Origin of the sequence: Leyella stercorea (assembly GCF_021531355.1) — a bacterium.
In the GTDB taxonomy this organism is placed as follows: domain Bacteria; phylum Bacteroidota; class Bacteroidia; order Bacteroidales; family Bacteroidaceae; genus Prevotella.
Genome location: NZ_JADYTS010000013.1, coordinates 21,752 through 37,035 on the forward strand (window position 1 = coordinate 21,752; position 15,284 = coordinate 37,035).

A 15,284-nucleotide genomic window follows, 5' to 3' on the forward strand; every position below is an offset into this window, starting at 1 on the left:
AACCGAAAAGCGACAAAAAAGTATGATTTTTTTGTATTTAAAGCAAAAAAGGAGGCTATGACGCGGTGTCATAACCCCCTGTATGTCTTACTTTAGTAGCCTAAAGGCTTACTTCAGTACCTCGATTGCACGCTGCAAACGCTTGATTGTCTCTTCCTTGCCGAGGAAAGCCGAGATGTCGAACATGCCCGGACCCTTGCCTATACCTACAAGAGCAAGGCGGAAGGCGTTCATCACGTCGCCCAGCTTGTAGCCCTTGTCCTCAACCCACTTCATCACGACGGGTTCCTGACCCTCGATAGAGAAGTCGTCGATGCCCTGGAGCACTTCTGCCAACTCGCCCATCACCTTGGCTGAGTCTTCCTTCCAGCGCTTCTTCACGGTCTTCTGATCGTACTCTGTAGGAGCGATGAAGAAGAACGAGCACAGAGGCCAAAGCTCCTTGACGAAGCTCACACGATCCTTCATCATAGCCACTACCTGTGTGATGCGCTCCATCGACTCGTCAACGCCGTTGTTGGCTACGATAGGTGCGAAGAGGTCGGCAATCTCCTCGTTCGACTTGCGCAGTATATACTCGTGGTTGAACCAGATGCCCTTCTGATAGTCGAACTTGGCACCCGACTTAGAGCACTTGTGGATGTCGAACTGCTCAACAAGCTCGTCGAGCGAGAACATCTCCTGCTCTGTACCGGGATTCCAGCCCAGCAGGGCGAGGAAGTTGACAACAGCCTCGGGGAAGTAGCCGCTTTCGCGATAGCCCGAAGAGATGTCGCCGGTCTTGGGGTCGTGCCACTCAAGCGGGAATACGGGGAAACCGAGACGGTCGCCGTCGCGCTTCGAGAGCTTGCCCTTGCCCTCCGGCTTGAGCAGAAGCGGCAGGTGGGCGAATGTAGGCATAGTGTCTTCCCATCCGAAAGCACGATAAAGCAGAACGTGAAGCGGTGCGCTGGGCAACCACTCCTCGCCACGTATCACGTGAGTAATCTCCATAAGGTGGTCGTCGACGATGTTTGCCAAGTGATAGGTAGGCAGCTCGTCGGCACTCTTGTAGAGCACCTTGTCGTCGAGAATGTCGCTCTTTATCTTCACGTCACCACGAATCATGTCGTCGACATGCACCTCGATGCCCGGCTCAACCATGAAGCGAACCACATACTGCTCGCCATCGTTGATGCGACGCTCCACTTCTTCCTTCGAGAGAGTGAGCGAGTTGGTCATCTGCATACGTGTCTTGGCGTCGTACTGGAAGTTCTGAATCTCAGCACGCTTTGCCTCAAGCTGCTCGGGCGTATCGAAAGCGATGTAAGCCTTGCCGTCGGCAAGAAGCTGGTCGACATATTTCTTATATATGGCGCGACGCTCGCTCTGACGATACGGGCCGTGGTTGCCACCGAACGACACTCCCTCGTCAAACTTGATACCGAGCCAACGGAACGACTCGATAATATAGTCTTCGGCTCCCGGCACAAAGCGGTGCGAGTCGGTATCCTCGATACGGAACACCAGGTCGCCGCCGTGCTGACGGGCGAATAGATAGTTATACAATGCTGTACGCACACCACCGATGTGCAAAGGTCCTGTTGGACTTGGCGCGAAGCGCACCCTTACTTTTCTATCTGACATATTATAGTATGTTATTTATTTTTGTGTACAAAGGTAGTAAGTTTTTCTCAATTTAGACATTTTTTTTGTAATATTGCAGTCCAAACCCATAATAAGACTATATATGTATAGAATTGAGAAGAGCAGAAAACATTTCTGGCGCAATATGTTCACACGTATGGCGCTGGTATTGGTGACTGTGGCTGTAATCGTGTGGTCGCTGCCCCGCAATGAGAGCCAGCGATTCAGATACGACGTAGGCAAGCCGTGGATGTACGGCTCGTTCATAGCCAAGTTCGACTTCCCTATCTACAAGACCGACGAGACCATCAAGGCCCAAGAAGACTCGCTGCTGCAGACCTACCAGCCCTACTACAACTACGACAAGACGGTGGAGAAGAAGCAGGTGAACAAGTTCCTCTCCGACTTCCACGACGGCATTCCCGGACTGCCACATCAGTACATCGACATCATAGCCAAACAGCTGCACCGACTATATCAGACGGGCATCATGGACACGCCCGAATACAACGAGATATACCGCGACTCCACTTCGCTGGTGCGCGTCGTCATAGGCAACAACGCACAGACCATGCCGCTCGACGAAATCTACTCTACGCTGTCGGCTTACGAGCAGATATTCCTCGACGACGTGGTTGCCCAGCAACGCCCCCTGCTGCAACGCTGCAATCTGAACAACTACATCGAGCCTAACCTTATATATGACAAGGAACGCTCGCTGACCGAACGCAACGACCTCCTGTCGTCCATACCGCCTGCCAGCGGCATGGTAATGAGCGGACAGAAGGTGATTGACCGTGGCGACATTGTCGACGAATACACCTACCGCGTGCTCAACTCGTTCGAGCGTGAGATAAAACGCCGGTCGGCTACGCAGAACGAGATAACGAGCACCATCATCGGACAGATTATACTTGTGACCTTTATGGTGACGCTCTTCACCATATACCTCGCACTGTTCCGTCGCGACTACTTCAACAAGCCGCGCTCCATCGCCATGCTCTACTCGCTCATTACGTTCTTCCCGGTGATAGTGGCTATAATGATGCGCCACAACTTCATGAGCGTCTACATAGTGCCCTTCGCCATGGTTCCGATGTTTGTGCGTGTGTTTATGGACTCGCGCACGGCATTCATCTCGCACGTCACGATGCTGCTTATATGCACCATCGCCGTGAGATACCAGTACGAATTCATCATCATTCAGATTGTAGCGGGCTTGATAGCCATCTACTCGCTGCGCGAACTGACACGCCGCGCCCAGGTGTTCAAGACGGGAATACTCGTGGCTATGGGCAGCGCACTGGTGTATCTGGCGCTGCAGATGATACAAGACAACGACTTCACCATCATGGACCACGACATGTACTACCACTTCGTGGTGAACGGTGTGCTGCTGTTGCTCGCCTATCCGCTGATGTACATCGTCGAGAAGATGTTCGGATTCGTGTCGAGCGTGACGCTGTTTGAGCTGTCAAACACCAACCGCGGACTGCTGCGCGACCTCTCGGAGATAGCGCCCGGCACCTTCCAGCACTCTATCACGGTGGGCAACCTGGCAGCCGAAATAGCCAATAAGATTGGTGCCAACTCGCTGCTCGTGCGTACCGGTGCTCTGTATCACGACATCGGCAAAATGGCTGACCCCGTATTCTTCACCGAGAATCAGGCTGGTGTCAACCCGCACGACCACCTCGACTACAAGGAGAGCGCACGCATCATCATCAATCATGTCACCGAGGGCGTGAAAATGGCTGAGCGTGAGAATCTGCCCACCATCATACGCGACTTCATCGTGACCCACCATGGCACGGGAATGACCAAGTTCTTCTACATTAAATATAAGAACGAGCATCCCGACGAAGAGATTGACCCGAAACCGTTTGAATATCCAGGTCCCAACCCGTTCACACGCGAGCAGGCCATCCTCATGATTGCCGACGGCGTGGAGGCTGCTTCGCGCTCAATAGCCGAATACACCGAGGAGAACATTGCCACTCTGGTAAACAAAATCATCGACGGCGACGTTGCCGACGGCTACTTCAAGGACTGCCCCATCACCTTCCGCGACATAGCACTCGCCAAAGTCGTACTCATCGAACGCCTCAAAGCAATATACCACACACGTATATCGTATCCAGAGGCTAAGAAGTAATAAAAAAACAAGAACAACATTAAGGACTTTATCTTGAAAGTCAATTAATGTTGTTCTTGTTGTTTTATGTCCAATATGTGCATTTTCACCACAATGCCACTTTTCCTGCAACACCCAAATCAATGGTTGCAGTTACGACACCAAGAGCCTTGAATACTCTTCGCATAGTAGGTATTGTTATGCTATAACCTCTTTCTAATCGAGAAATCTGTGCTCTTTTCACACCTATACGTTCACCAAGTTGTTCTTGGGTCAAGTTCTGTTCTATACGAGCCTTCTTGATGGCTTCTCCCAAACGATAAGCATGCAATGCTTCATCAACATCACTTTCAAAAGCATCACGTTTCGAAGTTCCTACTTTTCCAAAGTGCTTGTCAAGCACATCGTCCAAAGGGGTAAGATTCATCTGTGCCTCGTCAGTCAAGACAAGTCGGAAGATATTTAGTGCCATACATTTTCAATTTGGTACAAAGATAGACATAATGTTTCATAAACAAGAAACATTATGCACTTAAATGTGTTTTACAACCCGTTTTTAACAATTCAGAAATATATAATAGCCACAGCTTGCTAACGGCATGCAAATATTGTACAAGCAGTAAAAAAGTGTTACAAAACGAAAATTGATTCTAGAGATTTCTGAGGCGGTTTTTATCGGTTTTTCGACGTAAAATGCCACACCAAAATCCATTCAAGGCTTCTTTGCATTGCAAAAGGACTACAGTTGAAGTGTAAAAGGACTACAGTTGCAATGCAAACAAGGCTAAAATGAAAGGCAAAAGTGGTCGTTTTGCAATAAAAGGGAGTGTTTTTTACGTTGATAGCATTGCCGATTTTCAACACTAACGTAGCAACACAGTGATTTTCAACAACATATCTCAAATTGCTCAAAACTCGAGAATTTCGAGCTAAAGATTTCCTTGTGCGCTCAACTCATAGTTTTGAGGACTTAAAAATGCAAATATTGTGTTGAGAGGACATAAAAAAACGGCAATCACACGATAAATTAATATCAATGCGATTGCCGATAACCACTTGCCGAAACTTTAAGTTATATGGCCTATTTTAAGCAAATTATATGATGAGACTTAGAAGTTGATGTCCAGTCCTACACCAAACACATTGTTGTTACGAGTGAAGTCGGCAGAGTAGTTGTTCTTCTGTGTCTTCATTGTGTCGTAGAATGTGTGGAAGTAGGCTACTTGCAGATCCATCTTCTTTGAGAGGTGGACTACGCCACCTACACCTACCGAGTTAGAGCTAACCACGAACGACTTGTCGTCCATGTAGTCGTCGGTCATGCCGTAGCTTGTGCGCTGCCAGCCTGTGCTTACGGTGAACTTCTTGTTGATATCGTACTCTACACCTGCGCTGTACTCGAATGTACCACGGTCGAGCTTCTCCTGACGGTTGTTGTAAGAAGTGGCGTGCTTGTCGTCAAACCAGTGGAAACCTACGTTGATGCGCAAGTCGTCGATTGGCTTGTAGCCTACACCTACAGTGAGAAGAGCAGGAATGTCGCCCTCAATCTTCTTGCCGTCCTCGTATTCGCCAATTGCTTCGCCAAGCTCGGCGTTGAACTGCTTCTTAAGCATAGTAGTTGCTCCCTGCACATTTTGATTGCTAAGGATAGCATCGGCAGCTGCCTCAGGCACGCCACCAGCGAGGTATGCGTTGCGCAAGTTGCCATCGAGGTTACCGATTGAAGGAGTCTGGTTTACCGACTTGTTCTTAAGACGCATACGAGTCTTGAACTCATACTTGGCCGAGAAGTTCCAGCGATCAGTCTTAAAGTCTACGCCAATCATAGGAGTGAATCCGAGACCGGTCTGGTCGCAGCTGAGCTCGATGTCAGCAGCATTGGTCTTGGTGGGGTCGAGCACCTGATAGAGGGGCATGTTGCCTACCTTGATGTCGCGTACATATCCGTAGTAGTTGCACAATGCATATACGGTACGCACACCGCCATATACTGCGAAGTTTTCATTCACCTTATAAGCAGCACCTATCGAGATGCCGTAGTAGTACTGACGGCCGTGCATATAGCTGTCATAGGTGTACTTGCCGTCTTTACCGAACTTGCTTGAGAATACGGCAGGAACGCCATACTGGGCTGCAACGCCGTCAACAACCTGTGCCAACTTGCATGCTCCCATTGCAGTCTCGCTCACAATCTTCTCGAACGAACCGAGTCCGTTGTCGAAAGTACACTTTCCACCGCCACCGGCAAGCGCCAGGTTAGCCTGGAACGACCAGCGTCCTTTGTTGTAAGCATATTGGAGTGAGGGAATGACGGGGGCGAAAGCCTTACCCTTGAATGTACGTGGAGTGATAGGATTGTTCACGTTGTTGGTGAACAACTTGTAGTCGTTCTTGATAGAACGGTCCTGATAAGCCAACTGCCAGTTGAGCGAGAGGTGATGACCCTGACCCAAAAACGCAACGCCAGCTGGGTTGAAATAAACGCCATCAATGCCGATTGACGCCTCACGGCTCATCATACGGTTGAAAGCTATGTTCTGATTGGTGTTTGTAAGTAGTCCTCCTGCAAACGAAAAGCTGCTTGAGGCAATCGCTGCTGTCAAGCAAACTGTCTTGATTTTGTTCATCTTAATTTAATTACCTTTAAAATATTGGTTGCAAAGGTAATCAGATTGTTCTATTCTTCCGTACAAAAGAACAGTTATTTAATGTCTATTAACAGAAAAAGCATAAAACCTTGCACAAACAAAAGGTTTTGTGCAAGGTTTAGGGCTTAATTTATTGTCCATAATAGGAACGGCGGACTCCCGTTGCGACGTAAATATCATTATTCCCCTAAACAAACAATGATAATAATGCAAAGAAAAAAAATAAATAATAATAAATCGGTAGGCTTTCGATTAAAAAGTAGTAACTTTGCAAACGATAGAATTCAAATCAAAACACATATACAAGCAGTATGATTTTATTTTTCATGACTCCAAGCAAGAGCGTGATCGCTACAGAAGTGGATCACCAGCTCTCACAAGATGAGATCAATGAACTGTGTTGGCTTTACGGCGGTGCTACACTCATAGAGGGTGAGACTGTCGAGGGCTTCTTCGTGGGCCCACGCCGCGAAATGATTACTCCATGGAGTACGAATGCCGTAGAGATAACTCAGAATATGAGCCTCCACGGCATTTCGCGTATAGAGGAGTATTTCCCCGTCGACTCGAAAGATGCCGACCACGACCCTATGCTTCAGCGCATGTATGAGGGCCTGAACCAGGACATCTTCACTGTCAACCACCAGCCTGAGCCTATCAAGCGCGTGGATAACATCGAGGAATACAACGAGCAGGAGGGTCTGGCTCTGTCGGCTGAGGAGATTGAATATCTCCATAAGATAGAGAAGGAATTGGGCCGTCCGCTTACCGACTCGGAAATATTCGGTTTCGCACAGATCAACTCTGAGCATTGCCGCCACAAGATTTTCGGCGGAACATTCATCATCGACGGCAAGGAAATGGAGTCGTCGCTGTTTGCAATGATCAAGCAGACCACTAAGGAGAACCCCAACAAGATTCTCTCTGCTTATAAGGATAATGTGGCTTTCGCACAGGGTCCGGTTGTAGAGCAGTTCGCTCCGAAGGACCAGTCGACAAGCGACTACTTCCAGGTGAAGGACATCGAGAGCGTTATCTCGCTCAAGGCTGAGACTCACAACTTCCCTACTACCGTAGAGCCGTTTAACGGTGCAGCTACAGGTACGGGCGGTGAGATACGCGACCGTATGGGCGGTGGCGTAGGTTCATGGCCTATTGCCGGTACAGCTGTGTACATGACATCTTATCCGCGACTCAAGGACGACGACAACCTGACACGCGACTGGGAGGACATCATGCCCGTTCGCAAGTGGCTTTATCAGACTCCTGAGCAGATTCTTATCAAGGCTTCGAACGGAGCAAGCGACTTCGGCAACAAGTTCGGACAACCTCTCATCACCGGTTCGTTGCTCACTTTCGAGCATCAGGAGGGCAATGAGAAGTATGCTTACGACAAGGTTATCATGCTTGCCGGCGGTGTAGGCTACGGCACAAAGCGCGACTGCCTGAAGAAGGAGCCGCAGAAGGGCAACAAGGTTGTCGTTGTTGGTGGCGACAACTACCGCATCGGTCTCGGTGGCGGTTCTGTATCGTCGGTTGATACCGGCCGTTACAGCAACGGTATTGAGCTGAACGCCGTTCAGCGTGCCAACCCTGAGATGCAGAAGCGTGCCTACAACCTCGTTCGCGCATTGTGCGAGGAGGACGTAAACCCTGTAGTAAGTATCCACGACCACGGTTCGGCTGGTCACCTCAACTGTCTCTCGGAGCTCGTAGAGGAGTGTGGTGGCGAGATAGACATGACCAAACTGCCTATCGGCGACAAGACTCTCTCGGCTAAGGAAATAATCGCCAACGAGAGCCAGGAGCGTATGGGCTTGCTCATCGACGAGAAGCACATCGACCACGTACGCCGTATTGCTGAGCGCGAGCGTGCTCCGCTGTATGTAGTAGGCGAAACCACTGGCGACGCACACTTCTCATTCAAGCAGGGCGACGGCGTGAAGCCGTTCGACCTGGACGTTGCCCAGATGTTCGGTCACTCACCTAAGACCATCATGCGCGACGAAACTGTAGAGCGTCACTACAAGGATGCCGAGTATACTCACGAGGAGACTTCGGAGAACGGCAAGGACGACGTTCTCGACAAATACGTAAGCCGCGTACTGCAGCTTGAGGCTGTGGCATGTAAGGATTGGTTGACCAACAAGGTAGACCGTTCGGTAACGGGTAAGATTGCACGTCAGCAGTGTCAGGGTCAGATTCAGCTGCCTCTCTCAGACTGTGGCGTTGTAGCTCTCGACTACCGTGGCAAGAAGGGTATCGCTACCGCTCTCGGTCATGCACCGCAGGCTGGTCTGGCTTCACCTGAGGCTGGTTCGGTTCTCTCTGTAGCCGAAGCTCTGACCAATATCGTTTGGGCTCCTCTCGCCGACGGCATGAACAGCCTTTCGCTTTCAGCCAACTGGATGTGGCCATGCCGCTCGCAGAAGGGCGAGGACGCTCGTCTGTACAGCGCCGTTCAGGCACTGAGCGAGTTCTGTCTGGCTCTGAAGGTTAACGTTCCGACTGGTAAGGACTCGCTGTCAATGAGCCAGCAGTATCCTAACGGCGAGAAGATCATCTCTCCGGGTACCGTTATCGTGAGCGCCGGTGGCGAGGTTTCTGACATCCGCAAGGTTGTTTCGCCTGTATTGGTTAACGACAAGAACTCTTCACTCTATCATATCGACTTCTCGTTCGACGAGCAGCGTCTTGGCGGTAGTGCCTTCGCTCAGAGCCTCGGCTTCGTAGGCGACGACGTTCCGACCGTAAAGAATCCGGAATACTTTGCCGACTGCTTCAACGCAGTTCAGGACATGATCGAGAAGGGTTGGATTATGGCAGGTCACGACATCTCTGCCGGCGGTCTTATCACAACATTGCTCGAGATGTGCTTCGCCAACACTGAGGGCGGTATGCACATCAACCTGCACAGCCTCGCTGGCAACGACATCATCAAGATGCTCCTTGCCGAGAACCCGGGCGTTGTAATCCAGGTTTCAGACAAGTACAAGGAGGAGTTCAAGGACTACATGGAGGAGAACGGTATCGGCTACGCAAAGATCGGCTACCCCACTCCGTCGGAGCGCACCATCGTTATCAAGAAGGACGAGTATACTCACACCTTCGACATCGACGCTCTGCGCGACACATGGTACAAGACTTCTTACCTGCTCGACCGCGACCAGAGCTTCAACGGTTGTGCTGCAAAGCGCCGCGACAACTACAAGAAGCAGCCTGTTGAGATGAAGTTCCACGACTCGTTCAAGGGCTCGCTCGAAAGCTACGGCATCTCTGCCGACCGTCGCACAGCGTCGGGTATCAAGGCTGCCATCATCCGTGAGAAGGGTACCAACGGCGAGCGCGAGATGGCATACTCACTCTATCTTGCAGGCTTCGACGTGAAGGACGTAATGATGACCGACCTCATCACCGGCCGCGAAACTCTCGAGGATGTCAACATGATCGTATTCTGTGGTGGCTTCTCTAACTCTGACGTTCTTGGTTCGGCTAAGGGTTGGGCTGGTGCATTCCTCTTCAATCCGAAGGCTAAGGAGGCTCTTGACAAGTTCTATGCACGCAAGGACACTCTGTCATTGGGTATCTGCAACGGCTGCCAGCTTATGGTTGAGCTCAACCTTATCAATCCGGAGCACGAGCACCGCACACGCATGCTGCACAACAACTCACACAAGTTTGAGAGCACATTCCTCGGCTTGGAGATTCCGCAGAACAACAGCGTGATGTTCTCATCGCTCAGCGGCGACAAGCTCGGCATCTGGGTGGCTCACGGCGAGGGCAAGTTCTCATTGCCTGAGGCTGAGGACAAGTACAACGTTGTGGCTCGCTACAACTACGCTGAGTATCCGGGCAACCCGAACGGATCAGACTACAACGTAGCCGGTATCTGTTCAGCCGACGGCCGTCACTTGGCTATGATGCCCCACTTGGAGCGCGCCATCTTCCCATGGCAGAACGCTTGGTATCCTGCCGAGCGTCGTCATGACGACGTTACACCTTGGATTGAGGCATTCGTCAATGCACGCAAGTGGATTGAAAACAATAAGTAATAGATAAAAAAAGCCCCACTCCCAACCTCTCCCCAGTAGGGAGAGGAGGTGTGTCAAAATAGAAGTTAGCGGAAGTTTGGGCTTTGCCCGTAGTTAACAGAAGTTAGCGGACATATGTATAGATTGCTGAAAACAAAGCATTTGTCTGTTAACTTCCATTCATCGTAGATGGATTAACTTCTTCTTAAATTCCTATAACTCCCATTTTGACACTTCCTCGTTGGGAGTGGGGCTTATTGTTTATGGTATGGTTTTATGTACATTAATTTATTCCGTATCTTTCTTAAAATAGGATTTTTCACTCTTGGTGGCGGTTATGCTATGATTCCACAGATAGAATCGGAGATAGTAGACCGTCATAAATGGATGGATCGCAAGGATTTTCTCGACCTTATAGCCGTGGCACAGACGTGTCCAGGAGCTTTGGCGGTGAACATGAGCGTGTATATAGGATACAAGCTGCGCAAGATGGGAGGTGCCATCTGCGCCACACTCGGCGTAGCACTGCCGTCGTTCGTGATAATATTGCTCATAGCCATGTTCTTCCATCAGTTCCAGGACAACGAAGTGGTACGCTCCGTATTCAACGGCATACGCCCGGCTGTAGTGGCATTGATATGCGCACCGGTGTTCAGCATGGGTCGTGCTGCCCGCATCTCATGGATAAACTGCTGGATTCCTATAGCCTGCGCATTGCTTATATGGTTGCTTGAAGTGAATCCTATCTTCGTTCTTACCGCAGCAGGAATGTGCGGATATTTGTATGGACTATTAATAAAACCAACCGAATGATATTTCTGAAACTCTTTTACACCTTCTTCAAAATCGGTCTGTTCGGATTTGGAGGTGGCTACGGAATGCTGTCGCTCATTCAGAGCGAGACGGTGACACACAACGCGTGGATGACATCGGCTGAATTTGCCAACATTGTGGCAATAAGCCAGATGACCCCAGGCCCCATCGGCATCAACGCCGCTACCTATTGCGGCTACACAGCTGTACATAATGCCGCCATGGGCGAAACAATGGCTGTGCTGGGAAGCGCCACTGCCACACTGGCACTGGTATTGCCGTCGTTCATACTGATGATTCTGATTTGTCGTCTGTTCATGAAATACATGAACTCAATGGTGGTGCAAAACGTGATGTCGGGTCTGCGCCCGGCTGTAGTGGGGCTTATTGCCGCCGCCGCGTTGCTGTTAATGAACAGCGAAAATTTCTCGGCACCGTCAATAAACCCCTGGTATTTCGGCATCAGCCTTTATATTTTCACAGCTACACTCATTGGTACAATGGCGCTAAAAATCAACCCTATACGAATGATATGCTGGGCGGCGTTTGCCGGACTGATGCTGCTTTACTAATTGAGAATTGAGAGTTGAAAGTTATGATTACCATTGATAATTATAGTTTTGAAATATAATCAACTATACATATCATAACTCTCAACTTTCAACTCTCAATTCTCAACTATATTTCTCTCAACTTTCAACTCTCAATTCTCGACTATATTTCTCTCAATTCTCAACTTTCAACTAATATTCCGCTTCATTGGCCAAATGCCAAGTCGTAAGATAAGAAGCGCGTGTTATGTCCGTAAGCTTCGGATAGTTTATGGTCGACGCTTCGTCCGATGGCTGGTTGTAATGAGGCTGTCCGCCTGTGTGATACCACACGATTGGCACTCCCTTAAGATGGAACGACTGCTGGTCGCTGCCGCCAACGGGATTCTCCCAAGCACGATAGTCGGGTTCGAAAGTGCTGAACTGATATTTATTGACGTCGTTCTTGAGCCACTCGCCCAGTTTGGGATGAGCCGCAGTGAAGAAGTACATCAGATACTTGCTGCTTGTACCGCTGCCCACCATGTCGAAGTTGAGATAGCCCTTCACCTTCGACATTTCACTGAAATGGTCGGTGAAGTATTGCGAACCGAGCAATCCAAACTCCTCGCCGTCCCAGAAAGCAAACACAACAGTACGTTCGGGCTGTGCTCCACTCGCTACAAAGGCTTTCATAATCTGCAACACGGCAGCCACGCCCGAAGCATTGTCATCGGCTCCATTGTATATCTTGTCGCCAGCGACGTCGTTGTACACGCCCTCATGGTCGAGATGTGCGCCCACCACAACATATTCGTCAGTCTTCTTGCCGGGCAACACAGCGAGCACATTGCTAAGCGCCATCGACTGATATACACCTTTCTTAATCTTGGCTATAGAGTCGGCATTGACATAGAAACGCACGCCGCGCTTGAGCTTCTGCACAGCGCAAGCCTCAAACGGCTGCTCGTACGAATCGCCCAACAGAGGCTTCAGTCCTGCCTGACGTATCTGCGAGATAATGTACTGCTTGGCTATACGCGAACCACGTTCGCCTGCACGTCGACCCTCAAGCAGGTCGTCGGCGAGGAAATACACGTGAGCACGTGCAGCATCCTCGGTGATAGAGCGCATACCGGCTTCAATCTGAGCCGTGAGATTCTTGTTCGCTTTTGCCGCATTCTTCTTTGCAGCAAAGGCATTAGTAGTCATGGCTGCCATAACGACAGCCGATGACATGATAACAGTTCTGATGTTCATCCTGATTATTAGCGTTTTGTTTGATTAGTATTCCATAGAGAAAGTCACACCACGTCGCATCATATCCTTAGCCAACGGGCTCATACGCTTGATGAACGACTCCCACGAACGGTTCTGCTGCTGGCTCCATCCTGCCTCAGCCAAGGCTATAGAGCGAGGATAAGCCTGATAGTATATGCGCTCGGGCGATGTGATGCACTCGCTCCAAAGTGTTCCGGCTACGCCGAAAAGATTGTTCTGCTCAAACTGCTTGTCGTGTCCCCAAGCCGGATCGAGAGCGTAGGTAGCCTTGAGCGAAGTTACGGGCATTCCCCAGTTCACCTCAGGCATGTCGCCCTTAGCCATAGGATAGTCGAAGTAGCAGTGCTCGCCCGGGCAGAGCATGATGCGTGCGTTGTTCTCGACGGCAGCCTGCAGAGCCTTGTCGGTGAGTCCGTTGCGCCAAGCGAATGTTACGCATCCCGGCTGAATCTTCTTGAAGTCGGTCTCATACCAGAACATCGGTGTCTTGTGATATGTGTCGCGCAGGAGTTCGATAACGCGGTCAAACATATATCCCTGAAGCTTCCAGTTCTCCGAACGGTCGGTAGTTGTGATGCCGAGCTTCTTCTTCAGAACCTGACACTTGGGGCAGTCGGTCCAGCAGTCGAGTGCCGGATTGCCAGCCTCATCGCCACCGAGATGGATATACTTAGACGGGAAAATGTCGGCAATCTCCTTGAATACATTGCCCAAGAACTCGTATGTGAAGTCGTTGCCCGGGCAAAGAAGCTCGTTGGAAACGCCACATGTGGTGCGGATAGGCACCTGACGCTGATGACATGTAAGTTCGGGGAACACACTGATAGCAGCTACCTCATGGCCCGGCATCTCAATCTCGGGTACTATCTCCACGTGATACTGAGCGGCAAACTTCACCAAGTCGCGCATCTGCTCCTGAGTGTAATAGCCCTTGTAAGGCATCAGCAGGTCGTCCTGACCCCAACGTGATGAAGCCTGTTCGGTAAGCTGCGGATACTTCTTAATCTCAATGCGCCAAGCCTGGTCGTCTACGAGGTGCAGGTGCAGAGCGTTGAGCTTGTAGCGAGCCATTTCGGGGATGAAAGCCTTCAGCTCGTCGAGCGGAATGAATGTACGGGCAGGGTCGACCATCAATTCACGTACGTGAGTGCGAGGAGTGTCCTTGATGGAGAGTTGCGGAATGGCATCAACACACTCCTTATTGCCCGAACCAAGAAGAATCTGGTCGAGAGTCATCAGTCCCCAGAACACGCCGCGCGGAGTCTTGCCCTTGATGTTCACGCCCTTAGAGTCTACAGTAAGAGTGTAAGCCTCGTCGTCGTCGAGCGACGAGTCGAGGGCGAGAACAAGCTGCAAGCCACGCTGACGGCTGTTTACGATGTTGCCGATACGACCAGTAAGCATCTCGCGAGCACGCTCCACCTCATTGTTCAATACATTATCATCCTTCTTGTCAAGCAATATATTCCAGGCTGTCTGCACGTTCAGCGCCTTAGCACCCTTCTGAACGGTCAGGGTCTGCGGCATTGGGGTGAGGCACAGCGTCGGGTCGCTCACTTCCTTTGCCATCTTCGGCTCGGCATAGAAGCGGCTCCAGCCTGCTGCCTTCATATAAGCCTTCTCGCTGCCCTTCGGAACGATGAGCTTAACGCTGCCTGGCTCTACACCATAGAATGAAGAAACGGCAGCCTTTGGCGGCACTTTCGAATTGACCTTGACGGTCTTCAGTCCCGACAGACGTGCAAATGCGTATTCACCGATTACAGGAGCGCCGTCGATAGTAAGTTCTGTCATACTCTTACATCCCGAGAAAGCGGCTGCACCGATGCTCTCTACCGATGCCGGGATAGTAATGTTCTGAAGCTTGTCGCAGGCAAAGAACGCCTGTGTTCCGATGGTCTTCAGCACCTTTGGCAGAGCGATGGTGAGGAGTTGGTGGCGCGAATGGAACGCATTCTTTGGTATCTCGGTGCTCTTAGCGTCACTGAGGTCGATGTCGCGTACTTGAAAACAGAGGTCACGCATCTGTCTGTAGTCGCCCTTACGGTCGGTAGACAGTTCGCCTGTGAGCTTAAGGCTTACAGCCATCGACTTCTGTTCGGGCTTCAAATTGTTCATACGCTCCACGGTCTGTGCCGACATAACCGCTGAAAGGATTGTCGTAGCAGATAATAGTAGTAGTCTTTTCATTTGTCGTTTATTTGTATTTATTGTTGTA

The 15,284-nt window shown here is 50.4% G+C and carries 9 protein-coding genes; 4 read left to right on the plus strand and 5 right to left on the minus strand.

The features are described 5' to 3' along the window. Positions 1–108: 108 nt before the first annotated feature. Positions 109–1,626 (minus strand): glutamate--tRNA ligase, encoded by a 1,518-nt coding sequence (gene gltX / locus I6E38_RS05070; RefSeq protein WP_235392974.1) that lies wholly within the window; start codon positions 1,624–1,626, stop codon positions 109–111. A gap of 103 nt (positions 1,627–1,729) precedes the next feature. On the opposite strand from gltX, the gene I6E38_RS05075 reads away from it, so the two are divergent. Further along, the gene (locus I6E38_RS05075) at positions 1,730–3,781 is read left to right on the plus strand and encodes an HD family phosphohydrolase (RefSeq protein WP_235392975.1); all 2,052 of its coding nucleotides are present in this window, start codon (positions 1,730–1,732) and stop codon (positions 3,779–3,781) included. An 85-nt stretch (positions 3,782–3,866) separates the two neighbouring features. Here I6E38_RS05075 and I6E38_RS05080 read toward each other — a convergent pair whose 3' ends face one another. Beyond that, the gene (locus I6E38_RS05080) at positions 3,867–4,232 is read right to left on the minus strand and encodes a helix-turn-helix domain-containing protein (protein WP_235392976.1); all 366 of its coding nucleotides are present in this window, start codon (positions 4,230–4,232) and stop codon (positions 3,867–3,869) included. A 637-nt stretch (positions 4,233–4,869) separates the two neighbouring features. Continuing rightward, complete coding sequence (locus I6E38_RS05085) at positions 4,870–6,390, minus strand: OmpP1/FadL family transporter (protein ID WP_235392977.1); 1,521 nt, start codon at positions 6,388–6,390, stop codon at positions 4,870–4,872. Positions 6,391–6,722: 332 nt separating this feature from the next. On the opposite strand from I6E38_RS05085, the gene purL reads away from it, so the two are divergent. From purL to I6E38_RS05100, 3 genes are all read left to right on the plus strand, one after another. Next, entirely contained in the window at positions 6,723–10,463 is a 3,741-nt protein-coding gene (gene purL, locus I6E38_RS05090; RefSeq protein ID WP_235392978.1) for a phosphoribosylformylglycinamidine synthase, read from the plus strand. A gap of 255 nt (positions 10,464–10,718) precedes the next feature. Continuing rightward, the gene (locus I6E38_RS05095) at positions 10,719–11,255 is read left to right on the plus strand and encodes a chromate transporter (protein ID WP_235392979.1); all 537 of its coding nucleotides are present in this window, start codon (positions 10,719–10,721) and stop codon (positions 11,253–11,255) included. Next, positions 11,252–11,827 carry a chromate transporter gene (locus I6E38_RS05100; RefSeq protein ID WP_235392980.1) on the plus strand — a complete coding sequence of 192 codons (576 nt, stop codon included), beginning with the start codon at positions 11,252–11,254 and terminating at the stop codon, positions 11,825–11,827. Before I6E38_RS05095 ends, I6E38_RS05100 begins: the two co-directional genes overlap by 4 nt. A 171-nt stretch (positions 11,828–11,998) precedes the next feature. Here I6E38_RS05100 and I6E38_RS05105 read toward each other — a convergent pair whose 3' ends face one another. Beyond that, positions 11,999–13,045, minus strand: coding sequence for a M28 family metallopeptidase (locus tag I6E38_RS05105; protein WP_407936641.1), 1,047 nt, complete (start codon positions 13,043–13,045; stop codon positions 11,999–12,001). A gap of 24 nt (positions 13,046–13,069) precedes the next feature. Beyond that, entirely contained in the window at positions 13,070–15,256 is a 2,187-nt protein-coding gene (locus I6E38_RS05110) for a family 20 glycosylhydrolase (RefSeq protein WP_235392981.1), read from the minus strand. Between the last annotated feature and the right edge of the window lie 28 nt (positions 15,257–15,284).